Below are 26,962 nucleotides of genomic sequence, written 5' to 3'. Positions count from 1 at the left end.
ACGAATTAACGATAAAACAAACCTATTTAAATGACAATTCCAGCACAATTTGACGCTAAGACGATTGAGAATAAATGGTATGATTACTGGATGAAAAACAACTATTTTCATTCTGAACCAGATCATAGAACACCATATACTATAGTAATTCCGCCTCCAAACGTCACTGGTGTCTTGCACATGGGACATATGTTGAATAATACAATTCAGGATGTTTTAATTCGTAGAGCACGTCTTAAAGGATTCAATGCCTGCTGGGTTCCGGGAACGGATCACGCTTCTATTGCAACTGAAGCAAAAGTTGTAGCAAAATTGAAAGCTGAAGGTATCAATAAAAACGATTTGTCTCGTGAAGAATTTTTAGCGCACGCCTGGGAATGGACGCATAAATACGGAGGAACAATTCTTGAACAGCTTAAGAAATTAGGAGCTTCATGCGATTGGGAACGTACCAAATTTACGATGGATCCGGACATGTCTGCAGCTGTAATAAAATCATTTGTTGACCTATATAATAAAGGATTAATTTACAGAGGATACCGAATGGTAAACTGGGATCCGGAAGCTAAAACGACTTTGTCTGACGAAGAAGTTATTTATGAAGAACAACAAGGAAAATTATTTTTCTTAAAATATAAAATTGAAGGCTCAGAAGATTTCCTGACGATTGCAACCACACGTCCTGAAACTATCTTTGGAGATACTGCGATTTGTATCAATCCAAATGATGAACGTTTTACACATTTAAAAGGTAAAAAAGCGATTGTTCCTATTTGTGGTCGTGTAATACCAATTATCGAAGATGAATATGTAGATGTAGAATTTGGAACAGGATGTTTGAAAGTAACTCCTGCTCACGATATGAACGATAAAACGCTTGGAGAAAAACACAATCTTGAAATCGTTGATATTTTTAATGAAGATGCTACATTAAATAGTTTCGGATTACAGTATCAGGGAAAAGACCGTTTTGTGGTTCGTACCGAAATTGCAAAAGAATTAGAAGAAATTGGAGCTTTGGCAAAAACCGAAATCCATTTGAATAAAGTAGGAACGTCTGAAAGAACTAAAGCGGTAATCGAACCAAGATTATCAGATCAATGGTTTTTAAAGATGGAAGAATTGGTAAAACCTGCAATTAAGTCGGTTTTAGAAACAGGAGATATTAAATTACATCCAAAACGTTTTGAGAATACTTATGCGCATTGGTTAAACAATATTCGCGATTGGAATATCTCTCGTCAATTATGGTGGGGACACAGAATTCCGGCTTTTTATTACGGAGACGGAAAAGAAGATTTTGTTGTAGCTGAAAATATCGAAGATGCCTTAAAATTAGCACAAGAAAGAACATCAAACAATTCACTTACAACATCTGACTTAAGACAAGATGTTGATGCATTAGATACCTGGTTTTCTGCCTGGTTATGGCCAATGTCAGTTTTTGATGGTGTTGTGAATCCTGAAAACGAAGATTTTAAATATTATTATCCAACAAATGACTTGGTTACAGGTCCGGATATTTTATTTTTCTGGGTAGCCAGAATGATTATTGCAGGTTATGAATATACAGGTGAAAAACCATTTACGAATGTATATCTGACAGGTTTAGTACGTGACAAACAACGCCGTAAAATGTCTAAATCATTAGGAAATTCTCCTGATCCTTTAGACTTGATCGAAAAATTTGGTGCTGATGGTGTTCGTGTAGGATTGCTTTTAAGTGCGTCTGCAGGAAACGATATTATGTTTGATGAAGAATTATGCTTACAAGGAAAATCATTCACAAATAAAATATGGAATGCCTTTAAATTGATCAAAGGCTGGGAAGTTTCTGAAACAATCCCACAACCGGAATCATCAAAAGTAGCCATCGAATGGTACCAAGCGAAGTTGCAGCAAACTTTGGTTGACATTGAAGATAATTTTGAGAAATACAGAATTTCAGATTCATTGATGGCAATTTATAAATTGGTTTGGGATGATTTCTGTTCTTGGTTTTTAGAGATGATCAAACCAGCGTACCAACAACCAATTGATAAAACGACATTTGATAAGGCAATCGAAATGTTAGAGAGTAACTTGAAGTTACTTCACCCATTTATGCCTTTCTTAACAGAGGAAATTTGGCATTTAATTGCTGACAGAACTCCGGAAGAAGCTTTGATCGTTTCAACATGGCCGGAATTAAAACCTTTCAACGCAGGTTTAATTACTGATTTTGAAAGTACAATCGAGGTAATTTCTGGAATTAGAACAATCAGAAAAGATAAAAATATTCCGTTTAAGGATGCGATCGAATTAAAAGCGATCAACAGCGAGAATATCTCAACTTATTTTGATACTATCGTAACGAAATTAGGTAATATTTCAGCTTTCGAATATGTTTCGGCAAAAGTTGATGGAGCATTGTCTTTCCGTGTAAAATCAAATGAGTATTTCATTCCAATTTCTGGAGGAAACATTGATGTTGAAGCTGAAGTTGCAAAACTAACGGCAGAGTTGGTTTACACACAAGGTTTCTTAAAATCAGTTCAGGCAAAATTATCAAACGAGAAATTTGTTGCCGGAGCTCCGGAAAAAGTTTTGGCTAATGAAAAACAAAAAGAAGCTGATGCTTTAGCAAAAATTGCTACAATCGAGCAAAGTATTGCTGGTTTGAAATAAGAATTTGCTTTGCTTTTAAATACAAAAATCCCAATACTACTATTGTAGTATTGGGATTTTTTTCAATAATTAATTTGAATTCAGGGGCAAAAAAGATGATTTTTACAGATTCAAATTAATGAAATTGCCGATCAGAAATTAGTTTTTTATAATCTTTCTGGTCGTTACAATTCCATTGTCAGAAATAAACTGTACAATATAAATTCCAGCATTCTGGTTTGCTATATTTACATTAAATTCGTTGTTTTTATTGGTTTTTTCTTCAAAAACAACACCATTATACATACTTGTAATTTTTAAAGTTCCCTGCTCGGCATTGTTAATACTTATCTTAAATATTCCGTTTGTAGGGTTAGGATAAATAGTAAATACACGGGATTCGTCCGTTTCTTTAAGCAGTATATCAGCTGTTTTAGTATTAGGTTTACCAGCTTTTACAAGAGCAAAACGTTCTCCGCCTTCCAGTTCCCCTTTTAGCGCATCTTCCTGAATAAGATCTAAAGTAATTTGCTCCCCGGCAGGAAAATCTTTCGCTCCCCTAAAGTCAAAAGTTATCCCAAAAGTTTCTCCAATCTCGATAGGTAAATTTGTAATTGCAGCATCTCTCGAAGCAATCAGGATTTTATTTTTGTCGATAATTTTCACTCCTCTTAAACTTCCGTTGCCTTGTGCTTTTTCAAATAAACGTTCATCAAGAGTAGCTTCTATTGTTCCGCCTAATTCGAAGAAATTATTTTTAAGCTCTTCGTTAAATCCTTTATCCACAAATCTAATGTTTATAGATTTAGATCTAATTCCTCTAATAAAAACAGCCGTTGGTGCAATAACATCAGTAGTATTTAAATTATAAACACTAAGGTTTTTCCAGGCAATATTATTGTTGTTTTTTGTATTTGCACCAATTCCAATATTGTTTACTTCATTAAACATAGGATCACCAAAAGCTTCAATTCTGGCAGTCAGACAAAAATGATGCTGGTCATAAGTAAAATCTCCAGGATTTGGCGGATACCACGGGATCATTACGATTGCGCTGCTTCCTGCTGTTATAGCCGGAATATTTACTTCGCCAATGTAATCACCATTTATTACACCACTTACGCTAAAATTGACAAAGTTGGTTGGCCAGGTTAATCCTGAAGAAGCTTTGGCAAAATAAAGTTTTACTTTAGAGGCAGAACTGGTAGCAGTTCCTCTATTATAAACTCTGATATATACTGCATTAGGAGAAGTTGTTTTGTATTCCGGATTTTCATGTACAAGACCTGCATCGATATTTTGTCGTACCCAAATATCGTCACTTATCCACATAGGTCCGGTATCTGAGTTTGGTTCAACTCCGGTATCATACGGTCTGTCTTTTATATAAAGATCAGCTAAAGGAGGAACTATTCCTGTCACGATTACAGCATATTTTTGATTGCCGTTAGTCAAAGTCCCTTTGTGAGAAACCGTTACCGTATAATTTCCGGCTGCTCCAACGATTCTGATTCTCTCAAACGGATCTTTGGTATTATCACCTAATCCGTTTGTCGTGGCGGTTAATAATCTGTATGGAAAAGTAGTTCCCGATGAATTTGTGACGCGAATATCCAGATCATTTATTAATTTGGCAGTGCCAATATTGGCCGTACTTCCAGAATAAGCAACGCCGGCAGGATCTGTCCAGGAAATAGAAGCTATCAGAGGATTTACACCATCAGATGTTACTGTAAAACTGTAAGTGTTTCCATTATTCAGTGTGTTTTCGTCTATAATAGCATTTGTCCCTTTTTTTGTAATGGTTTCCGCTGCAAATTTGGCATTTAATAAACCCCATCCAAATACAGCATCAGGACCAACTGGTCCGGCGTCATCTGCAGTATGCAAAGCCAGTCCTTTTAGGGTTGCAGCACGCATAAAACCTCCCGTTTTGTTTTTGTAATGCTGTTGCAGCAAAAGCAATGTTCCCGTAACATTAGGAGACGCCATAGAAGTTCCGGTTGCATTTCCGTAACTGGTATTGGTCAGTGGCGTTATTACTGATGTCAGTGTAGCGGTAGAATAAAGGGAGGTTCCGTTTCCGGTAAGATCAGGTTTGATTCTTAAATCATCTGTTGGCCCCTGACTGCTTGAACTATTAATAGTAACACTTGTTAATGCTCCAGAACTGTTTATTACAGCATCATTTGCATTAGCAATTACAAGATTATTTTTTGCGGTTGCATATCCTGTAAGTTTATCATAAGCGGCAAAACCTCCTAAAGGGCTTGTATTTGCAGTGTTGTCATTACCATCATTACCGGCGGCTTTTACCATTAAATAATATGGAGCATTAAACATTAAAAGATCCCAATCTCTGGCCACAGATTCATAAGCTCCAAATCTCCATGGTGCCATAACAACTGCCCCGGATGCATTTCTTAATCCCCAACCGTAAGAATGATTGGATATCAACATTCCGTTTGCTGCAGCTGTTGTAGCTTCGGATAAATCAAAGTCCCAATTATTGGTTCTTGCATTTCCCTGAAAAGCCATTCCTTTTGCCTGAGCAACTAAACCTGCAGCAACAATAGTTCCGGTAACATGATTGGCATGCTGGCTGTTGTTGTTTGTGGTGATAATAGTGGTAACACCATCTGTAATAGTGACTCTTCCTCCAAATTCGTTATGGGTAGGGAGCGTGGCACCCCCATCCCAAACATAAGCCGTCATATTTTGTCCGTTTAATGCAAGACCCAGACCTCCGCCTGAATTTAAGTAATTAGCGCGGGTTGATTTTGCTGCATCTGCATTTTCTGGTGTGTAATAAACCGGAGATTTTCCGTCTGGTGAAACATCCATTAGTTCGCTTTGCGTACCATCTTTATTAATAAATGTCAGCGCCCAGCCATTTGCCCTTGCAAGACTTATAGCTCTTTCCTTGTTTTTGACAGCTTCGTCTTTGTATCTTACGCTTAAAGATTCCAGTTCTGCGACATTTGTACCGGACTTAATTGTTTCGATATCGTTTTGAGTTTGGGAATACATTATTCCACTGACACAAAAAAAAATAATTTTGTATAGATTTTTCATATGATTATAGATTTTTAGGGGTAATATTTTGTGAAAATTTCTTTTGTAAAAAGGGGAGGACTTCTGTCGCTGATGCTTCCTGGGAATTCATGCAGCTTGCTTAATTTCATTGTCATAATTTTGAGTATTAAAAGGTTAAATAGAAAATACTTTTGAAAAATTAATCTGTCAATTTTATTTACAAAATACGATAGTTTTGTATGAAATTACTTTAAGTATAACAAAGCTCGTTAAAGTTAATGAAGTTGAATAGCGTATAAATACCTGATTTTTAATTAATTGTAATTTTGTAAGATTAAATAATAAAATTGTAGGTAATTAAAGGAGATATTTAGTTTTGAGTCTGTTAAGAAAGGGTAATAATGGCAATTTTAGAAGATAAATATTGTAGCAATACAAAAAAAAACCGTCTCAATTTTTACATTGGGACGGTTGCTTTTTTGAATTTAACTAATGGATCTTATTTTGAAAAATCCGTATACTTTAAGAGATATTTTACTTTTTCTTTCTTCTTAATACTAAAAACAAAGGATAGGATATTAAAGTAATCGCAACTATAATTATAAAACTTTTAGGGTCACTGTAAACAAACCCAATTAATAATGCCAGTGAAGCTATAATGGCGATAATTGTTGTAAAAGGATACCATGCTGAACGATAAGGTCTTGGTAAATCAGGTTCTGAAATTCTGAGTTTTATAAGAGAGCAATATGCCAATCCCCAAACAATAATAGAGGTAAATGCGGCAAATGAAAATAAGACTTCAAACGAACCAATACAAATTAGGAATAAACTAAATAATGAGGAAACTAAAAGGGCCACAATTGGAGTTCCGCCTTTATTAACAGCAGTACCTTTTTTGATAAAAAAGCCGTCTCTGCTTAATCCGTATAAAATTCTGGGCGGGATCATCATAAAGGCATTTAGAATACTAATCAAAGAGAAAATGGAAATTACCGTGACAATTATGGCTCCGTTTTTTCCAAAAATTACATTGGCGACATCAGCTGCGGCAAGATTTGATTTTGCTATAGATTCTATTGGTAAAACGTGAAAGAAAGCAACATTCAATAAAACATAAATTGCGATTACAAGTAATACACCGCTAAATAATGATTTCGGGATATTTTTACTTGGATCATCATTTTCTTCTGCAAAAAAGCAAACGCTGTTCCAGCCATTATAAGTCCCGATGATAAGTTGAAGGGATTTAAAAAATCCAAATAATAAACCAATCTGAACCAGTGAATTGTCTTTTGGAATTGGAGCTAATTTCACGCCTGAATACATAAAGCAGGCGACAAGCAAAGCAAAAAAGCAAATGACTTTTAGCAAACTGGTAATTTGCTGAATCAAGCTTCCGTTTTTTACACCGCTTAAGTGTAATAATACGAAAGCAATTAATAACGAGATTGCCATTTCTGTTGAAAATTCCTTTAACTCAGGAAATAAGATAATCATATATTCACTGATTACAATACAGTAAAAAGCGGGCGGAATTACATTTGTAATATAATCAAACCAACCGGATAAGAAACCGGCATATTCGCCAAAAGCCCTTTTGATATAATTGTATGAGCCACCGGCTTTAGGAAGCATCGTAGCCAATTCAGCATAGGAATTGGCACCTATTAAAACAAACAATCCCCCAAAAAGCCATGATGCAATAACAAGCCAGTAATTATCTAATAAACCTGCAATTGAACCTGGCGTTCTTAAAATTCCAACTCCTATTGTTCCTCCAATTAATACGGCAATATTAAAACTTAATCCTAAACTTTTCTTTAATTGGTTTTTTTTGGAATCTGACATATTTGGATTTTATTTTTGATGAGACAAAAAATAGCTGCGCGACAAAAGTAATACAATTAGGAGACTTTCATTTAATGAAATAAAAAACCTCATCTGGTTATAGATGAGGTTTTATAGTATTTAAAAACCAAAAGCTTCTTCTGATTTTCAATAAAGAAATACAGAAAAAGCTTTGGAGGATAAAAATCTAATTCAATTTTTTAAAACTTATATCTTAAGCTTGTCATTATCTGACGTGGTGCTATTGGATTTACACTATAATTTTCGTGAACGGTATAATTTAATTCATTTGTAATATTTGATAATCTGCATAAAATCGAAATTTTTCTCCATTCGTAACCTATAGAAGCATCGATAGTAGTATATCCTTTTAACGGAATATCCCTGTCTCTAATTGTTACAATGTATGCAGGATCCGGTTTTGGGTTGGCAGGTGTAGGTTTAACAGCTGTCCATAAATAATCATCATTCCAACCACCTGTGCGATCGCCAACATAGTTTGCAACAGCTCCAAATGATAATCCTTTTAATAAACCTTCAGGCAATTTGTAGAAAAAGCTCAAATTAGCTGTATTTTTTGGAGTCCTTGCTAATATATCACCAACAACAAGACTTCCGTTTGTTCCGGATGATTTAGATACTTTGGTTTCATTAAAACTATAACCGGCCATAATATTCAAACCTTCTACCGGAGTAGCTGTAATATCTATTTCAACACCTTTTCCTTTTGTTGCTCCTACTAATTCTTTTAGGGTAGTTGTTGCATTTTGTGTCACACCATCTGCTAAAAACGGAGCTGTTTGTGCTAAATTATTATTAGATATTTGATAAGCTGTAATGTTAGTACTCAAAAGTCCTTTCCAGAAATCTTTTTTAATACCTACTTCATATTGGTCAATAATAGAAGGATCTAAAGGTTTTAAGTCTACTGTTGTTCCTGTATTAGGTGTAAAAGAGTTCGAGTAACTAGCAAACAAAGACAAATCTTTTGTAGGTTGTATTACTAATCCTGCTTTAGGCGAATATGCTCTGTTTAAAGTTTTAGCGCTGGTTACAGGAGTTGAATTTTCAAGGCTTGTTGTGATAACGTTTTTTTCTACTACTTCTTTAGAGGTATCAACATCACTTTCCTGCCATGACCATCTTAAACCTGCTAAAACTTTTACATATTCTGTAACCGAGATTAAATCCTGAGCATAGGCACCAAAACGTTGTGTATTTGTTGTAGCCAATTGAGTTGCTCTGGTTGGGTAAGGTATAGTAAGACTTTGTGTGCTATAATCGTAATTGTAAAGATTTATGGCAGTAGCTTCTGTCGTTATAGCTGTTGTACCATTTGGTGTGGCATAAAAACCGTAAGTATAACTTGGAGCGATAGAATTTTCATAATCAACTCCTGTAAATATTTGATGTTTAATACTTCCGGTATTAAAAGTTCCCTGCAAACTTAACTGATCGCCAAATATTCGTTCAGCACCATCAGATTTAGTTAAACCTCGTTTCCAGTTTCCATTAGCATCAATTGTACTTAATTGTGCAGTTGAGGTTTGGGTTCTGCGGTAAGATTGGTAAGAAGAATTAAAATTTAATTTCCAGTTTTTATTAAAATCATGGTTCAATAATACTGAAGCGCTGGCAGATTTTGTATTTGCGGTTGACCAAAGTGCTCCAAAAAATTCGTTGCGTGGTAAGTCTAATATTGTTTTCTCGTAAATTCCGGTACCAAAATCAGGAGTCCAGTCTGCACTTAAATAATCCCCTTGTACAGTAATTTGGGTTTTGTCTGAGATATGAAATAAAAATGATGGATTGATATAGATACGTTCGTTTTTTACAAAATCCCTAAAGCTTTCTGAGTTTTCGTAAGAAGCATTAAATCTGTATGCAATTGATTTATTTAATGGTCCGTAAATGTCCAGCGATGGTTTGTAGAAAGAATAGCTTCCCATTTGCATGGATAATTCACCGCCTTGTGTAAATTTTGGTGTTTTGGTAACTAAATTCATAATTCCGCCTGGAGCGACATTCCCATATAATAAAGCTGAACCTCCTTTTAAGAATTCTACTTTTTCTAATGATGAAACTTCAGGTATTGAACCTGCATTATAACGAAAACCATTTTTAAACATATTGTTGGCAGACATATCGTATCCTCTTGAGAAAAAAGATTCCTGTGCACCACCACGAGCTGATCCTACATAAACACCGTTCAGGTTTTTTACCACTTCACTTAATCGAATCGCTTGTTGTTGTTCGATTACTTCATTGCCTATAATTTGAACACTTTGCGGCAAATCCATAACTTTAATTCCTGAACGAGCTGCCTCAATTGGTTTTTTAGGCTTATTTGCCGTGATTAAAACTTCATTAAGAATTTCTCCTTTTTTATTTTTCACGGTATCATTTGCTGTCGAACCGTTCTCTGTACTCGTATATTGCTGACTATAAGAGGCAAGGCTTATAAAAGATAAAACAAATAGTAAATTATATCTCATGGTATTTATTTAGATTGAATAAAAATAAGTTTTTGCAAATATAAGTTCACAAATTTGTTTTAACAAAATTTATTGATGCATTTTAGCACTTAAAACTTGCTTAGTTTTTTCTTAAGATTGTCTTAAGATTTTGTTTATTATGATTTAATTATTTAAAGATAAATTAGCTTTTTAAAATTCTAAATTTCTTATTTACCTAAGTTGCGTTAGGGATAAGAGCGGTATCTCCCAATTTAGAAAAACATGGCTTTTTAGCCGTAGTTTTACTTATTGGGAATTTAGCGGATAGCCCGACCGAAGGGAACGCCCAAACAAAAAATCTGCTGTATTTTAATTCCTAACATAAAAAAAACCTTGCTCAAGATGAACAAGGTCTATATTCTAAAGATAAAGAATAAACTATTTTACTGTAATTAAGTACGTAGCCATTTTCCAGATTTCATCGTATTTTTTACCATTATGTTCTCCGGCAGTTTTCTCTGTATAAGCAAATTCTACCATATAGTTTCCTGGCCAGATTGGTGTAAACGAGATTTCTCCGTTTTCATTACTCCATAATTCTTTTTCCCATCCATTAGGAGCAATTACTTTCATTTTTTGCTCTTTGGCAACTTTAGCTTCATATGATGCATTTACATTCACTTTTGCCTTTTGTTTTGCCGTTGTAGCATCTTTAGAAAATAAGCTGATGATATTTGTGTTGGCAGCAGCTTCGTTTCCTTTTACAGCATTACCTACTGTAACTGTTGCGCTTGAGTTATAATCTAAAACCATAGTTCCGTAAACATCTTTTACTTTATGGTGCATTGCGATGGTATAAACACCATCTTCATCTGGCGTAAAAAACGCCTGATATTTATTTTCTAAAGCTGTTGCAGTAAGTTTAGTCTCTTTTTTTGACGGACTAATAACTACCAGGGTAAAATCTTTTAAATCAGAAAACCATTTTGAAGCAGGGGTAATATCATTATCTGAAAATTCTCCAAAGAAAACTGAAATTTCTTGTGCTTTTCCTTTTGTTCCGGTTGCTTTAGTTTCGATCCAAAGTGCATGAGCAAATAATTGGGGACTGGCAACTAACATAAAAAGTAAAAATGCGATTGATTTTAAAGTTTTAGATTTCATAAGATGAAGTTTAAATTGTATTAAAAATTATTTTTTCACAAACTTAAGCCTTATTTAGAATAATTAAAAATAAAACAAGTAAAAAGGCTTGTTAAAGTTTGTAAATTGTACCATATCAAATTCTTAGAAAGGTTTTGGGTGTTAAAAATTTCAATTAATAAGAAAGTATTTTTTATTTCTGTTATAAAATAAAACACCTCTGTTTTTCAGGCAGAGGTGTTTTTGATAAAATTGTATTTAAAACTTCAAAGTTAAGTTTACCAAGAAGTTTGTTGGAGTCTGAGCCATTCCATAGGAATCCCAGTATTGTTTATTGTTTAAGTTATTGAATTTAACACCAATTCTCCATGTTGGCTGGTCATAAAATACAGTAGCATTATAAACTGAATATGATGGAGCGTAAAAACTTTGATCTTCAAATTTATATTGCTTGTCTACATAATTTCCTCCAAAACCAACTCCTAAATCTTTTAATATGTTTTGAAATTTATAAGAAACCCAAAAATTAACTACGTTTTCAGGCGCACCGCTGGCTTTATTTCCTTCAATCGCAGCATCAGATGATTTTACAATACGATTATCGTTATAGGCATAACCCAACATTGCGTTTAAACCTTCTATAGGGTTAGCAATAAATTCGAAATCCACACCTTTACTTACTTGTTTACCGTCCTGAACAGAAAAACCATCAGGAGTTGTTCTTGTAGCATTATCAATAGTAATGTTGTAATAGCTTACTGTAGTGCTTAATTTTTTATTAAAAGCTTCTACTTTTACACCACCTTCATATTGATTTGCATAAACTGGTTTTAAAACTAACAATGTTCCGTCCGGTTGATTTACAGGACCTGAATTTTGAAAACCATTCATATAGTTTCCAAATAAAGAGACCTGATCTTTAACAACTTCATAAACCAAACCTAATTTAGGAGATAAAGCCGTCTGGTTATAACCTTCTGTATCTTCTAATTTTTTCTGGACAAAGTTATCCATTCGAAGGCTCAGCATAGCAGATAAACGATCTGTAAAGCTAATTACATCTGATGCATAAACACTAAATGTTTGTTCGTCAGGAACTCCAAATTCAAATTGAGATACTACTGCATCGACTTGTTTTTTTCGTATTGGGCTAAAAGTTTTTGTTACATCAATAGTATCTAAAACTCCTGTTGTTCCATAAGTAAATGTGCCGTTTGTAAACCTGTAATTTACGCCCGCTAATAATTTATGTTTGATGCTTCCGGTTGCAAATTCTCCGTTAATATTCTCTTGTATATTCGTAAACTGGTTGGCAATTGGTCCAAAAAGAGATACGATTCTTTGCACTTCAGTAGGCGAATTCCAAACCGTGTAATATTGATAACTGTGAGCTACATTTTCGTCTATAAATGAGAAAAGAGTAGTAGATTTCCAGTTTTCTGCCAGTTTATATTCTGCCTGGACAAAAACTTTTGCCGATGAGGTTTTTGCATCCGCATCATCGTGAAATAAACTTGTTTTATAGTCGACCTTAAGATCCGTTGGGTTCGTAATTCCGGCAGCGTATGAACGTCCGTAAGTAGGGCGAGTGTTGTTTGTATTATACACTTCGGTATCCAGGCTCAGCGTTAATTTATCTGTTGCTTTATAAATAAGGCTTGGAGCGATCAGCAACGTTTTATTAAAACCAAAGTTTAAAAAACTCTTCTCTGTGTTTACAGAAGTATTTAGCCTGAACAGCACTTTATTGTCTTGCGTTAATGGGGTATTAATATCAAGAGCAAGCCTGTTTAATCCATAACTTCCAGCTGTGTATGATACTTCTGTTTTTTTGGTTTCAAACGGTTTTTTGGTAACCAGGTTTACAACACCTCCAAAAGAGGAAACAGATGATCCGAATAAAGTTCCTGAAGGTCCTTTAAGAACTTCAATACGTTCTGCATTATCAATAGAAATAGAGCTTCGTCCCGTCATATTTTCCATTCCGTTTCTGGCATTAACACCCGTGCTAAATCCTCTAAAAGAAATTTCAAGTCCTCCCGAAGGATAAATTTTAGAAGTTACACCAGGTGCATTTTGAACCGCGTTTCTAATATCTACTGCAATTTGCTCCTGCAAAAGTTCTTTTTGTATCACACTATAAACTTGTGGATTCTCCAGGTTTTTTAACGGCATTCTGGCAACGTAATCTGTTTTTTTAGATAAGATGCTTTTCTTGCCATTCACGACAACTTCATGTAATTCTTTGTTAGAAACTTTTAATTGCAAATTAATAGTTGCCGTTTCATTTTCGGTTACTACAACATCTTGTTCAGTAGTTTCGTTACCGGTTAAGGATATTTGTATCGTATAAGTATTTGGTCGGGCTCTGTTTAGTTCAAAACTACCATCGTCGTTTGTGGTAGTACCATATTTTGAGTTTTTAAGAATAACATTTACGCCAGCTGCCGGATCTCCGTCAGATGTAGTGATTGTTCCTTTTATTTTTCCAAAATTTTGTTGAGCAAATGAACAAAAAACAGAGAAAAGAAAACTGATTGTAAATAGAAAACGATATGTTTTCGCAGTAGAATATTTCATTTTTAATTATTTGGTTAAGATTTATTTTTATTTAGAATTAATAAAAACAGTGCAAATTTAAAAATTAATATTTCCTTAACAAATATTATTTAGTTTGATTTATTGTAGTTTTTGTTATATTTTGCTCCACTTTTTTTAAAATTAATGAATGACTGTCAATTAAATTAAAATTCTTACGTTCATTAAAAAATCTGAAAAGGGTAGAAGTTACACTTCAAAAGACTTAATTTTGCAGTCTGAAAAATTACTTCATGATTTTACCTTTCTTTAAAAAAATTCAAAATACACCCAGAGGATTTAGAATAGCTAATACTGTATTTTTTTTCCTTTCCGGATTTGGATATTCTTCCTGGGTCTCCCGAATTCCGCATATAAAAGCACAATTACATTTATCCGAAGCTGAATTTGGAACTGTTTTATTCGCCTTTCCTATCGGTTTGATGCTAACAATGCCTTTTACAGGAAGATTATTAAACAAATACAGCAGCCGTTATATCATGTTATTAGGAGCAGTAATGTTTAACATTGTTCTGGCTTTACCCGGTCTTGCCGGTTTTGTATGGCAGCTGGTCATTATACTTTTAATCTTTGGGGCTTCTCGTAATATCTTTAATTTATCTATTAATGCCCAATCGCTTGAGGTTCAGAAATTATACAAGCAATCGATCATAACCCGTTTTCATGCTGTTTGGAGTATTGCCGTTTTTTCCGGAGCAGGTTTAGGTTATGTAATGGTATCAAGGCATATTGCACCATCACATCATTTATTGGGAGTAAGTGTTTTTATGATGGCGCTTACTGCTTGTTTTTATCCTTTAAGTATTCATAATGAGCCAGTACCGGTTAAGAAGAAATTCTTTTCGATGCCGGAAAAAAACCTGATCAAGTTTGCCATAATTTGTTTTGTATCTATGGCTTGCGAAAACACGATGTACGATTGGAGCGGAATTTATTTCGAAAATATATTACATGCTTCACCAAAGTTAACCAGTGCAGCATTTGTATTTTTTGCAACAGCCGTAACTTTAGGACGTTTGTTTGGAGATTATGGCGTAATGAAATTTGGCACGAAACGAATTTTGCTTTACAGCGGTATTTTTATCACTGTAGGATTTGCAATTTGTTTTCTATTGCCTTTTATCTATCCTACGATTTTTGGTTATGTTTTAATCGGAGTAGGGGTTTCCTGCGTAGTTCCGTTAGTATTTAGCATTGCCGGAAGATCTTCAAAATTAAGCAGCGGTTCTGCATTAACCTCTATATCTACAATTGGTTATCTGGGTTTTTTACTGGTTCCGCCAATGGTTGGGTTTATCTCTGAATACTTAAGTATGAAATTTGCATTTTTGGTAATGGCGTTTCTAGGTATACTGATGATTTTTATGGTAAATAAAATCGGGGAGAATGAGTAGGTTTTTTGAAGTTGCTGAGGTTCTGAGTTGCTAAGTAGCTAAGTTTTTTCAATTTTTTTGATTGCCTAAACGGTACTAAAGTCCAGCGCTACAATATAGACCATCCCTGAGGAATTTTAAAGCAAGAACCTTTGGTTTGATTCATTTTGTAGAACTGGACTAAAGTCCAGATTTAGATAAGTCAGCAAATTTAGATGATGATACATTAGAAAAAACTTGCTCCCGATTGTAGAGAACAAGTTTTCACATATCATTATTTCTTCGCCATTACAAACTTTTCCGTTGTAACTTTTCCATCCAATTTTCCAGAAATCTCAGCGGTCAAAGTATTATTACCACCTTTTGTATACGTAATTTTTTGAGGATAATCATGTTTTGGATTTTCGAAAACCAATTGTTTATCAGATTCTAAAGTTGAATTAAATGCAACAGGTTTATCATCATTTTGACCTTTTACGGTGGCAAAATACGTTAATGTTTCGCCTTTTTGAGCTAAAACAATATTTTCGAAATGTAATGTATCTTTTCCTTTTATAAAGTATGAAGCAGCACTAAAAGTACTGTCATTTAGTTTGATCCAGTTTTCTGAAAGTGCGCCATCAGTAGATTTATTTTCCCAATTGCCAATCAGCCAATCAGCAATTTTGATTTTATCTTTTTCAACAGATTCTTTTTTCTGGCAAGAAACAATGGCTACTAAAAGAATTAAAAGAGTAATTTTTTGAAACATATATTTTGATTTTTTGGTATTAATTTGAAATACTAAAGTATGAAAAAAAAGTTAACCACAAATTTACTTCGCTTATTCGCTATCGCTCGGGTCACGAATTTTTTGTTTCACGCAGATTTAAAAAGATTTAAGCTGATAATCACTGATTTGTATATAATTAAAAATCAAAATTAAATCTGCCCAAATCTGCAGAATCTGCGTGAAACAAAAATCATTTTAATCCTTTTAATCTGTGGCAAAAATCTATATACTGTTGCTCAAAATTGAATAAACCAGTTCTTTTGTTGGTTTTTGATCTTTTAGTTTGGCTCTTACATCATCAAAAGTCACTTTAAAATCACAACCCAATTTATAATCGCCACATCCATAAGCGGTATTCCCTTTCATTATTGTTCCTTTTTTACATTTCGGACACGTTAATGCATCAGAATCATTTGTTGCAGATGGTTTTGATTTCGCTTTAGGAGTTGTTTTCTTGGTTTCGAGTTTAAGTTTGTAATTTTCTTCAAAGCGTATTAAACCTTCAACAGTTCCTTCATCGGTTTTGAAACCTTTTATATTTACGGTCGATCCTTTTTGGACTAGTCTTAGATATTGATTTTCAGATATTTTTTTCTCTGCAAAAGTATAAGGCAAAACAAAATCACAACCTGCTTTATAATTACCACATCCGTAAGCGGACTTTCCTTTTATCAAAGTAGCTTTCTGGCATTTTGGACAGGTTTCTGCTAAAATTCCGTCAGCTTTCTTTTTCTCTACTTTAGCGACTTCTTTCTGCACACTTCCTGCATGCGAAATATTGGCATGCCTGGTTTCACTTCGGACTTCAGTAACCAAAGCTTCAACCATTCGCTTCATGTTTTTTATAAAAGCTCCAGCGGTAAAAGTTCCTTTTTCGATATCTTTAAGCTGCTTTTCCCACGAACCTGTAAGTTCCGCCGATTTAATTAATTCATTCTGAATTGTATCAATAAGCTGAATTCCTGTTGGCGTTGGCAAAACCTGCTTTTTATTTCGAACAATATATTGACGTTTAAAAAGTGTTTCGATAATATTCGCACGCGTTGACGGACGGCCAATACCATTTTCTTTCATCAATTCTCGTAAATCTTCGTCGTCGACTTGTTTTCCTGCGGTTTCCATCGCACGCAATAAAGTTGCCTCTGTAAACTGATTGGGTGGTTTGGTCTCTTTTTCTAAAAACGAAGGCTCATGCGGACCTTTTTCTCCCACAACAAAATTGGGTAATAAATCGGCTTCTTTTTCTTTGGCATTTGGATCTTCAAAAACAACACGGAAACCTTTTTTTAAGATCACTTTTCCAGTGGTTTTAAACATTACATCGGCTGCTTTTCCAATTACTGTTGTGTTGGCAACTAAACAATCGTCGTAAAATACAGCAATAAAACGTTTGGTAATAATGTCATATACTTGCTGCTGATTATATTGCAAATTGCTTTCTATTCCGGTTGGAATAATAGCATGGTGATCCGTAACTTTTTTATCGTTGAAAACTTTAGGTGATTTCTTAATCTTTTTTCCTAAAAGCGGTTGCGTTAATTCAGAATATTTGGTTAAGTTTTGTAGAATCCCCGGAACTTTCGGATAGATATCGTTTGGTAAAAAAGTCGTATCAACTCTGGGATACGTAACTACTTTTTGTTCGTATAAGGTTTGTACAATTTTAAGCGTTTCATCTGCAGAGAATCCAAATTTTGTATTGCAATATACCTGTAAACCTGTTAAGTCAAATAGTTTTGGTGCGTATTCGTTTCCGTTCTTTTTATCGACAGAAACAATTTCGAATTCACTTTCTTTAACTTTATTAGCCAAAAGTTCACCGTCTTCTTTTTTCAGGAAACGGCCTTCTTCATAACTAAAAAGTGTTTCTCTGTATAAAGTCTGTAATTCCCAATAGGGTTGAGGCTTAAAATTTTCAATTTCCTTAAAACGGTCTACAACCATTGCCAATGTTGGCGTTTGCACACGGCCAATAGACAATACTTGTTTGTAACCGCCATGTTTTACAGTATACAAACGTGTAGCATTCATACCTAATAACCAGTCGCCAATAGCTCTCGAAAATCCGGCATAAAATAAATTATCGTAGTTGGCAGAAGGTTTTAAGTTCTCGAAACCTTCTTTTATAGCTTCGGTTGTCAGGGACGAAATCCATAAACGCTGTACTTCGCCTTTATAATGGGCTTCGTTCATTACCCAACGCTGAATCAATTCTCCTTCCTGTCCGGCATCCCCGCAGTTTATGACAACTTCGGCTTTGTCGAATAGACTTTTTACTATTTTAAATTGTTTCTGGATTCCTGAATTCTCTACTACTTTAGTTTCAAACTTTTCAGGAAGCATGGGTAAGTTGTTCAAATCCCAGCTTTTCCAATGAGGTTTATAATCGTTAGGCTCTTTTAAAGTGCATAAATGTCCAAAAGTATACGTTACCGCATAACCGTTTCCTTCATAATATCCGTCATGTTTGGTATTGGCTCCCAAAACGGATGCGATTTCACGTGCTACACTTGGTTTCTCAGCTATACAGACCTTCATTTTCTCTTTTACATTTGAAGAGCGAAATTAAGGATTTATTATAAGAAAGTTGTTAAGGTTCTAAAGTTCTATGACAAGGCTTCGGGACTAAGTTTTTTATATTGTCGTTAAAAAGCTGGATATGAAGTTTTTTAAGTTTGTTTTTTTTTAATCTCGCGAAGTCGCAACATTTATTCCTTGCGAGCAACAAAACAATCACATTTAGTATATCCTATTGTGATTGCTTCGTTGCTTAGTCCCGAAGCTTCGGGATAGAATCTTAGTTTCTTAACATCTTTCTACACACCTGCAAAAAACTCCAACATCGTTTTTAATGCTTCTTTTGAATGCATTTTTTCACCATTCTCAAGTGATTCCTGTGCTGCTTTTGATGCTCTTTCTCGCATACTTATTTCATAATCAGCAATAGCTTCGTGAATTGTTTTATAAGTGTCAGATGTTAGGCATTCATTTAATTCTAATGCATCTCGCATTGCCATATTTGCGCCTTCGCCGGCAAAAGGAGGCATAACATGCGCTGCATCACCAATAATGGTTACGTTTGGCAATGCTTCCCAGTTTTGATCTAAAGGCATACAATTAATAGGACGCGGAATAAAAGGTGTCGAAACATTCTCGAACAATTCGTACCAGATATTACTCCATTCCGGGTATTCTTTTTTAAACCATTCCAGTATTTGTGTTCTATCAGTATAATCCAGGTTATTGTTGGATGACCAATTTTCCGGAGCTTTAAAACTTGCGTAAAATCCAAGTGCGCCATCTCCTTTTTGTCCCATCAATAAATTTCTTTCGTTGCCAAAAGCCATGATTTTTCCTCCTTTTAGTAAAGAATCGATTGCAGGTGTTGCTTTTTTAGATTCATAAACATTACCCTCAAGCATGGTAATCCCTGAATAAAATGCTTTGATATCAGTAATATAAGGTCGGATTTTAGAATTGGCACCATCAGAACCAATTACAATATCGGCGTAAAATGACGATCCGTTTTTAAATGTTAGCAGCCAGCCTTCGTTTTGTGGTTTCATAGAGATAAAGTGACTGTCCCAAACAATGGTTTCCGGTTGTAGGGATTCTAATAATATTTTCCTTAAAACACCTCGGTCGATTTCAGGACGAAAATATTCATTGCCAAAATCTTCCTCAACATTTGTTTCGTGATCGCTGAAAAATATTTTTGCGTTTTCGTCAGTAATAAGGGTTTTATCTGCCCCGGGCATAAAATTATTTCTGAATTCCTCAAATAAATTAGCTTTATGAATTGCTGCCAATCCTGAGTCGTCATGCAAATCAAGCGGAGAACCTTGCACGCGCGCATCTTTATTCAAATCTCTTTCGTATACTTTTACATTTACGTTTTGCAATTGCAAAAGTCTGGCTAATGTAAGTCCGCCGGGACCGCCGCCTATAATAGCAACTTGTTTATTTTCTAGTAACATTCCTGTTTAAGTTTTAAATTAATTTTATTCCAAATTGGCTTATGAGCCTTTGGTTGGGACAAAATTATTGCTGTTTCAGGACGGATAATAGTATAAATCGGTCATTTTTGTTTTTTAATAATTCACTGGGAACTACGCCAGAGAATTTCTTGATCTCTTTTATAAAGTGATTTTGATCTGTGAAGTTTAATTCCGGAAAAAGTTTGCCTTGCGCAATATGTTCTAATGAAGCCTTAAAGCGCAGAATTTTACAGAATGCATTTAGCGAAAGTCCAAATTGCTTGTTGAAATAACGATTGATTTCCCTACTGCTCCAGGATATTTCGTCTGAAAGCTGCTGTACTTTTATTTCGCCATTCGATTCATAAACCAGTTTAAAAAGTTTTCGTTTTCTTTCGTCGATTTTGGCAGGTAAAAGTTCCTTTAGTTTTTTGGATATTTTAGAATGAAAAGAATCAAAATCTTTTAAATCCTCGTTGGTCATATTCCAAAAGTCTTTTGGTAAAACTTTGGCACTATTTAATATATCGGCAATAGGAGTATCCAAAAGATATTCGGCTCCCAATGGTTTAAAACTAATTTTAAAAGCCAGCGTATTTGCAGGAATAGCTTGCTGTTCAGGAACATTTTCAAGACCAATAAGTGTAGCCTGAAAAGGTTCTGATTTTGATTTCATGAAAAACAAATCAATTCTTCCGTCCGGCATCAGGACAACTTCCATGTCGTTGTGGGACTTGTTATGAAACATTCCAATATTTTCTACAAAGTCAGCGAGTGACTCGTCTGGTTCTATGGCTTTGTAGTAGAAATCGTTGTTCATTTTTAGAATTAGTATTAAAATTGAAAAACTTAAAATTAAGCCTTTTTTGTTTTATCTGTTAGATATTTCCGAATTGGACTGTCATAAAAAACCATAGTTAAATAAGCTATGCCTACTAAAAAAAGTGTTCCTGAGATTATAATAAAAGTAAGCTGACCGTTTTCTGGTTTATACTTCGTGTAATAGTTGGCAAATATCCACATGACGGCATAATGTGTCATGTATAGCGGATAGGATATATTTCCCAAAAAGATACATAATTTTTTTAATCGTGGATTTAATGTAGCTCCTGCCCCAAGAGTTATCAGGAACGGAAAATAAAGCAATACGATTATAGGTTCTGTCAACCAGTTAAAATCAGAAAAGGGTACAAAGAAAACCAACAATAATAAGATGGATAAAGCGATAAATCCCAGATTTGATTTGATAATCCAGTTAGAGCGATAAATGAGCATTCCCGCTAAAAACGAATACGAAATACGGGCAAAACCATCCCAGAAAGTTTCTCCGCTCCATCCGCCCAATAAAGAACCTCCGGCACGATGACTGACAAAACAAAGACCTGTTGCAGCAAAAACAGTTAATAAAAAGAGCGAACGACGACTTAGTTTATAAAGAAAAAGAGCGTATAGCATATTCGCCACATATTCCCAAAACAAAGACCAGCCAGGCGCATTTAAACCAAATAAGTTAAAATAGCGATCTGCCATAACCGGAAAAGGAACCAGAAAAACCGAAGCCAGAAATATCAAAATCAATCTGCCGGTTTCATAAGTTTCAGGATGACCACCAAAGGGATCAAATAAAAAGGCCAATACACCTAATACAGATCCAAAAATAACCAAAGGATGCAACCTGATTAACCGCAATCTAAAAAAGTCAGTAAGTTTCATTTTGTCGATACGATCGTGATAGGCATAGGCAATAACAAACCCGGAAAGGCAAAAGAAAAAATCAACCGCCAGAAAACCATGTGCAATAAAATTTTCGCTTGGCGGATGAACGATTTCCATAAAATGAAAAATTACAATTGCCACAGCGGCAATTCCTCTTAATCCGTCGAGGATTTCAAAATGTTGTTTTGGTTTTACTTGCATTATCAAAGCTTCAATTCCCCTTCTAATACCGTTACCGCTTCGCCTAAAATAAAAACTTTATCCTCTAAAAGTTCTGTACTCATTGTTCCAGTTCTAGAGGAAGACTGATACGCATTCAGTTTTGTTTTGTTGAGTTTTTGTACCCAATACTTGGTCAAAAAAGTTTGAACGCCACCAGTTACAGGATCTTCATTAGTGCCAGACCAAGGCCAAAAATAGCGGTAATGAAAATCGAAAGCTTCAGTATCAGAAACAGCGGTTACTAAAACACCATTTATTCCGGTATATGAATTTACTAAAGCCGTGAAATCAGGTTTTAAATTTGCCAGTTCAGCTGCACTTTTAATTTCAATTAAAATTATATTATTTTTTGGACTATATCTTTTATCCAAAATCTCAGAAATTCCAAGTGCGTCAATCATTTCCTGAGGAACTTCTGTTTCCTGGGTCTCATAAACAGGAAATTGCATTTTGATCTTGTTTCCTTCTTTCGCAATAAAAAGCTCGACATTATCAGCGTTAATAAATTTTATATTTTCGAATGAAGTAGTGTCGAAAACAATTTTTGATGAAGCCAATGTCGCATGTCCACATAACGGAATCTCAGTCTTTGGCGAAAAAAACCTGATGCTGTAAGTGTTGTCTGAAATTTGTTTTATAAAAGCAGTTTCAGAAAATCCAATTTCTGTTGCAATACTTTGCATCGTTTTGCTGTCAAGATCTGTGTTTGGTAAACAGACTGCAGCTGGATTTCCTTTAAATTTTTCATTCGTAAAAGAGTCTACAAAATAAGTTTTCATTTTTTATATAAGTTTAAAACTGTATCAGGACAATACAGATGAGGTTTTAATATTTGAAATCAAATTTAGAGAATTTACTTGTTTAAACTTATAATTATTTTGCTCTGTTTGATAACTAATTTTTTAATAATCTAATAAAACTATGCGTGAATAAGAATTTGTTTTTAATCAATTTTATAGTGTTATTTGTTAAAAATAATTAACTATCAAATCTATGACAAAACATTACGCAATTGAATTTTTTAAATTTGAAAAATTTAATAGAGTTCTTTTTTTATTTCTATCTATTATCGCTTTAACATCATCATCATGCAGTAAAGATGATGCTCCCGACACACCAACATTACCAGCTGTAACTACCGGTACAGTAACGGGAACTGTAAAAGAGAATGAAAATTTTATTGTAGGCGCAACTGTAATATTGAAACAAACAGGTCAAGATGATAAAAGTGCAACTATTGGAGCTAATGGTACTTTTACATTCACTAATGTACCTGCGGGCGCTGCCAGCGTTGTAATTTCTTTTCCTTCGTATATTACTCAAACTACTTCGGTTACAGTAGCAGCTGGAATAACCACTACGCTACCAGTGGTTATGGGAGGCGATCCTGCGATAAAAACGCTTATACCAGATGCTAAATTTGAAGAAATACTTATTAAAAACGGATATGATACAGCGCCTGTTGACGGAAGCGTGCCTACGTATAAAATAAATAAAATTAAGTCCCTATATCTTAATGATTCAGGAGTGGCAGATCTAACAGGAATTCAGGATTTTGCAGCTTTAGAAAGTTTCTCTTGTTCAAACATATATGGTACTTCTGTTATAAAACTAACATCAGTAGACCTTTCTAAAAATCTTGCCTTAAAAACAGTAGATGTTTCATTTAATAACATAACGACTATAGATATCTCTAAGAATCTGGCTTTGCAAACATTAAAAATGAGTTCTAATTTAATTACTACGTTAGACGTTTCAAATCACACTGCTCTTACATTGTTGTATTGTGACAGAAATCCGTTAACGACATTAGATGTTACAAAAAATACGTTGTTAAAAGAATTAGGTTTTGGTGGTACTATCAGTACTATAGATCTATCTAAAAATCCAGCATTAGTAAATTTATATAGCGGAGGAGCTAAATTGAATACACTGGATGTTTCTAAAAATCCTGCTTTAGAAGTATTATGGACTGAGAACAACAATCTAACGACGCTGGACGTTTCTAAAAATGCAGCTCTAAAAAGTCTAGGTTGTGATGGCAATAAGCTAACTACTCTAGATTTGAGTGGCAACCCGCTTTTAGCCATGGTTACCTGTTCAGGAAACAAAATTACTACAATAGATGTGAGTAAAAATATCAACCTTGCTACATTATATTGTCCTAACAATCTGATTTCTAGTTTAGATGTTAGTAACAATCCAAAACTAACAAGTTTGAACTGTCCTTATAATAAACTGACCTCTCTGGACCTTTCTAAAAACCCTCTTATTGCAGCAGTCGATGGAAATTATTTTGCTTGTAATAACAATTTGTTAACTACACTAAATCTTAAAAATGGTAATAACAAAAAATTTAACGGAGCGAATTTCCTAAATAATGCTTCTACTCTTAAAATAGCTGTAGATGACGTAGATTATTCAAATACGAATTGGAAAGCATATAAAGATGCAAGCGCTACTTATGTAAGTTCTTTTTAATACGTAACAATACTATATACGCTTATTTTAAAAAAGCTACCGGAATTATTTTTCTGGTAGCTTTTTTTGTTTAGTTTCAAAATTTATTGATAAATCTGTAAATTGAATTTTTAGTATATCTTGTTGATAATCTATTATTTATAAAAATCAGTTGTATGCACCCGATTGTATACAATCACTTAAAATTAAAGTATTAACTGTAATTTCGTTTCGAAGAAATAAATATAAAATCATGGAAATACAGAATAATAAACAAGCCACAGAATTTTTTGAATTAATGAATAAAACAAAAGATTTCAGAAGACTAAAACAAGAAAATAAAGGTGATAATTCGTTTAGCGTAAATCTAAAAGTATCCGGTTATAACGAACTTAATATGATGGTTTCAGATTTACTAAAAGCAAGTATTATTTTGCTTAATGATGATGCAAAAAGTCTGTCAAGTATTACAGCAAATACAGATATTAATGTAATGACTTTGCTTGAAATTGCATTGCAGCTTTTACCAGAACAAGAAATGGAGTTGTTGGATGATTTGCACAAGATTTATTTGGAGTCTAATGCAGTATAAGTTTTTCTATTGCTAGCGTCAGCGTGTGATTCATTAATTGTTCTGCGAATTACGTTTTTTAATTTCGGAATCTATATGATATATAAAAATTAAAATAGGGATTATTGTTGTAACACTAAGAGTCAACAGCGTAAAAATTAACCTGTATTTTGTTACACTAATGATCCAGGTCAAAATAAGAATCCATAAAATGCTTAACCCGATACTAGTTATTTTTAACACTTTTTTATTCTTATTTAGTTCTTTTAAACTAGAATCTGATACTGATTTGTTTCTCATAAATAAAAAAGTTAAAACTAAGTACAAAAAAAAGTAATTGATTTTAAATTCAATTTACACTTTTGTGTAGTTTTTAGTATTTTTATAAGATGGAAAATGAAAAAAGATCTTTACTCAGCCGCAACAAGATAGAAGCTACATCAGAGGCAGACAAATTTCAGTTTGGTAATTATCTGGAAGTGGTGAAATCTTTTGCAAAAATTACGTATCAAAGTATTTATGTAATTGATTATGAAGAAATGAAGTTTGAATATGTGTCTAATAATCCTTTGTTTTTATGTGGTTTTTCGGCAGAAGAAGTTCTTGAAATGGGTTATGAATTCTATTTTAATAATGTTCCAACTGAAGATCTTCAGTTATTAGAAACCATCAACAATGCCGGATTTGATTTTTATGATAAACTACCTAACAATGACGAACGAAAATTATACAGCATATCGTATGATTTTCATTTAAAGGGGAAATATGATAAACCCATTCTTATCAATCATAAACTGACGCCACTTTTTCTTAATCAGCAAGGAGCAGTTTGGAAATCGTTGTGTCTGGTTTCTATTTCACACAATAAAAAAGCTGGAAACATTATTATAAACAAGCAGGGTTCAGATACTTTGTGGAAATTTGATTTATCCGGTAAAGTCTGGATTGCAAAAAATAAATTAAAATTAAAATACAAAGAATTGGAAATACTTCGGTTATATGGTCAGGGTTTAACCATAAATCAGATTGCCGAAAAAATGTTTGTTTCTCCGGACACGATAAAATATTATAGAAGAAAAATTTTTGAAACTTTTGAAGTTAAAAATTTTACCGAAGCATTGTCTTTTGCTTTGGATAATAAGATTATTTGAAATTGATTTAGATTGCGTTTACGTGCGAGACGCTCGCGATAGCGTGGGAAATGGGCAAAAAGTGTTTGGAACTTTTTGCCTATTTTTATTGTAAATAATTTGTTTTTATAGCAATAAGATCGCAACAATTTTCAATTTCCAATTAAAAATAATAGTTGTGCTAATGAGATATTGCTTTTTAATCCAAATCCGTCAGAAAAATGAATGACAATTGTATTAGATTTAGTATATTCTTCTACTCTTGTAATTTGATTAGGGTTAATGTTAAAAACAAAATTGTTTAAATCGGTAATTTGAATAAGTTTCATATTTATTAATTTAATAGTTAATATCTTATATATTTGCAAGTTTTGAAAATTAGCAAGAATAAATATGGTTTGTTATTGTACTTCTCTTTCAAGAACCCAAACAAATGAATCTTCTTCTTTTTCTTTACTATAATATTTTTCTAATGATTTTAATGTCCAGCCGGTGTTAGATCGTTCTACTAACCAGTTGCTTAAAAAACCATTTTCGATTTGTGTTCCTGTTACTGTTCCTGTTTGATATTCTTTTTTCTTTAACATACTTATTTAAGGATTTATGAATTTTTCTTAGTTTGTGGTGTTCGCGTAAGCTTGAGATTAGAAAATGACTTTATTATTGTAATTGTAAAACTTCTTCATGGAATTCGTACTCTTTTGGGATGCCATCTAAAAACCATGAAACTTTATACCAGCCGTTTTTATAATCCTCACTAATAGTCATAGATGGACTGCCAGATTTTAATTTGACAACATCACCAATTTTAAATTTGCTCATAATATTATTTTTTTAATTATTTGATTATTGATTTATCTTACTTTGTTTTTTTTTGTATTCGTGTTAAAGATGATTTAATTTATTTGTGTTAGATTCCTCGGCTAGCGCGAGCGTCTCGCTCGTGCCCGTGTAATATTTCATTTTTTTGTTATTGACGTGGCTTGTGTTCACGAGCGGGACGCTCGCGCC

At 33.8% G+C, this 26,962-nt stretch carries 19 protein-coding genes; 5 read left to right on the top strand and 14 right to left on the bottom strand.

Annotated features, from left to right (window positions below):
- Window positions 1–30: 30 nt before the first annotated feature.
- Window positions 31–2,667: a valine--tRNA ligase gene (locus RC62_RS21590; protein WP_055098412.1), complete on the top strand. Its 2,637-nt coding sequence runs from the start codon at window positions 31–33 to the stop codon at window positions 2,665–2,667.
- A 138-nt stretch (window positions 2,668–2,805) separates the two neighbouring features.
- Here RC62_RS21590 and RC62_RS21585 read toward each other — a convergent pair whose 3' ends face one another.
- From RC62_RS21585 to RC62_RS21565, 5 genes are all read right to left on the bottom strand, one after another.
- The gene (locus tag RC62_RS21585; protein ID WP_082421342.1) at window positions 2,806–5,721 is read right to left on the bottom strand and encodes a S8 family serine peptidase; all 2,916 of its coding nucleotides are present in this window, start codon (window positions 5,719–5,721) and stop codon (window positions 2,806–2,808) included.
- Between the two features lie 495 nt (window positions 5,722–6,216).
- Window positions 6,217–7,533 (bottom strand): APC family permease, encoded by a 1,317-nt coding sequence (locus tag RC62_RS21580; protein ID WP_055098410.1) that lies wholly within the window; start codon window positions 7,531–7,533, stop codon window positions 6,217–6,219.
- A gap of 200 nt (window positions 7,534–7,733) precedes the next feature.
- Window positions 7,734–10,028, bottom strand: a complete 2,295-nt coding sequence (locus RC62_RS21575) for a TonB-dependent siderophore receptor (RefSeq protein WP_055098409.1) — start codon at window positions 10,026–10,028, stop codon at window positions 7,734–7,736.
- A gap of 399 nt (window positions 10,029–10,427) precedes the next feature.
- A complete protein-coding gene (locus tag RC62_RS21570; RefSeq protein ID WP_055098408.1) occupies window positions 10,428–11,153 on the bottom strand; it encodes a hypothetical protein in 726 nt (241 codons plus the stop codon).
- Between the two features lie 237 nt (window positions 11,154–11,390).
- Window positions 11,391–13,712: a TonB-dependent receptor gene (locus RC62_RS21565; protein WP_055098407.1), complete on the bottom strand. Its 2,322-nt coding sequence runs from the start codon at window positions 13,710–13,712 to the stop codon at window positions 11,391–11,393.
- A 251-nt stretch (window positions 13,713–13,963) separates the two neighbouring features.
- On the opposite strand from RC62_RS21565, the gene RC62_RS21560 reads away from it, so the two are divergent.
- On the top strand, window positions 13,964–15,124 hold the full coding sequence (locus RC62_RS21560) for an MFS transporter (RefSeq protein ID WP_055098406.1): 1,161 nt from the start codon (window positions 13,964–13,966) through the stop codon (window positions 15,122–15,124).
- 253 nt (window positions 15,125–15,377) lie between these two features.
- On the opposite strand, the gene RC62_RS21555 is transcribed toward RC62_RS21560, so the two are convergent.
- The 6 genes from RC62_RS21555 to RC62_RS21530 all read right to left on the bottom strand — a co-directional run bounded on the left by RC62_RS21555 (window position 15,378) and on the right by RC62_RS21530 (window position 22,569).
- On the bottom strand, window positions 15,378–15,854 hold the full coding sequence (locus RC62_RS21555) for a DUF6265 family protein (RefSeq protein WP_055098405.1): 477 nt from the start codon (window positions 15,852–15,854) through the stop codon (window positions 15,378–15,380).
- 243 nt (window positions 15,855–16,097) lie between these two features.
- Window positions 16,098–18,413 carry a type IA DNA topoisomerase gene (locus tag RC62_RS21550; protein ID WP_055098404.1) on the bottom strand — a complete coding sequence of 772 codons (2,316 nt, stop codon included), beginning with the start codon at window positions 18,411–18,413 and terminating at the stop codon, window positions 16,098–16,100.
- A 278-nt stretch (window positions 18,414–18,691) separates the two neighbouring features.
- Window positions 18,692–19,852 carry an FAD-dependent oxidoreductase gene (locus RC62_RS21545; protein ID WP_055098403.1) on the bottom strand — a complete coding sequence of 387 codons (1,161 nt, stop codon included), beginning with the start codon at window positions 19,850–19,852 and terminating at the stop codon, window positions 18,692–18,694.
- Window positions 19,853–19,916: 64 nt separating this feature from the next.
- On the bottom strand, window positions 19,917–20,672 hold the full coding sequence (locus RC62_RS21540) for a helix-turn-helix domain-containing protein (RefSeq protein ID WP_055098402.1): 756 nt from the start codon (window positions 20,670–20,672) through the stop codon (window positions 19,917–19,919).
- Between the two features lie 35 nt (window positions 20,673–20,707).
- Window positions 20,708–21,769: an acyltransferase family protein gene (locus RC62_RS21535; RefSeq protein WP_055098401.1), complete on the bottom strand. Its 1,062-nt coding sequence runs from the start codon at window positions 21,767–21,769 to the stop codon at window positions 20,708–20,710.
- A gap of 2 nt (window positions 21,770–21,771) precedes the next feature.
- Complete coding sequence (locus RC62_RS21530) at window positions 21,772–22,569, bottom strand: PhzF family phenazine biosynthesis protein (protein WP_055098400.1); 798 nt, start codon at window positions 22,567–22,569, stop codon at window positions 21,772–21,774.
- Window positions 22,570–22,783: 214 nt separating this feature from the next.
- Here RC62_RS21530 and RC62_RS21525 point away from each other — a divergent pair, with 214 nt between their 5' ends.
- The 3 genes from RC62_RS21525 (at window position 22,784) to RC62_RS21510 (ending at window position 25,972) form a co-directional block, all read left to right on the top strand.
- Window positions 22,784–24,271 carry a carboxypeptidase regulatory-like domain-containing protein gene (locus tag RC62_RS21525; protein ID WP_055098399.1) on the top strand — a complete coding sequence of 496 codons (1,488 nt, stop codon included), beginning with the start codon at window positions 22,784–22,786 and terminating at the stop codon, window positions 24,269–24,271.
- 232 nt (window positions 24,272–24,503) lie between these two features.
- A complete protein-coding gene (locus RC62_RS21520) occupies window positions 24,504–24,842 on the top strand; it encodes a hypothetical protein (protein ID WP_055098398.1) in 339 nt (112 codons plus the stop codon).
- 368 nt (window positions 24,843–25,210) lie between these two features.
- Window positions 25,211–25,972, top strand: a complete 762-nt coding sequence (locus tag RC62_RS21510) for a response regulator transcription factor (protein WP_055098396.1) — start codon at window positions 25,211–25,213, stop codon at window positions 25,970–25,972.
- Window positions 25,973–26,103: 131 nt separating this feature from the next.
- On the opposite strand, the gene RC62_RS22945 is transcribed toward RC62_RS21510, so the two are convergent.
- The 3 genes from RC62_RS22945 to RC62_RS22805 all read right to left on the bottom strand — a co-directional run bounded on the left by RC62_RS22945 (window position 26,104) and on the right by RC62_RS22805 (window position 26,773).
- Window positions 26,104–26,280 carry a hypothetical protein gene (locus tag RC62_RS22945; protein ID WP_157472607.1) on the bottom strand — a complete coding sequence of 59 codons (177 nt, stop codon included), beginning with the start codon at window positions 26,278–26,280 and terminating at the stop codon, window positions 26,104–26,106.
- Window positions 26,281–26,352: 72 nt separating this feature from the next.
- Window positions 26,353–26,538: a hypothetical protein gene (locus RC62_RS21505; protein WP_055098395.1), complete on the bottom strand. Its 186-nt coding sequence runs from the start codon at window positions 26,536–26,538 to the stop codon at window positions 26,353–26,355.
- 73 nt (window positions 26,539–26,611) lie between these two features.
- Window positions 26,612–26,773 carry a YodC family protein gene (locus tag RC62_RS22805; protein ID WP_082421341.1) on the bottom strand — a complete coding sequence of 54 codons (162 nt, stop codon included), beginning with the start codon at window positions 26,771–26,773 and terminating at the stop codon, window positions 26,612–26,614.
- Between the last annotated feature and the right edge of the window lie 189 nt (window positions 26,774–26,962).

The sequence above is a fragment of the Flavobacterium aquidurense genome, from assembly GCF_001404985.1.
Lineage (GTDB): Bacteria > Bacteroidota > Bacteroidia > Flavobacteriales > Flavobacteriaceae > Flavobacterium > Flavobacterium aquidurense_B.
This window is presented reverse-complemented; position numbering and strand designations above follow the sequence as displayed.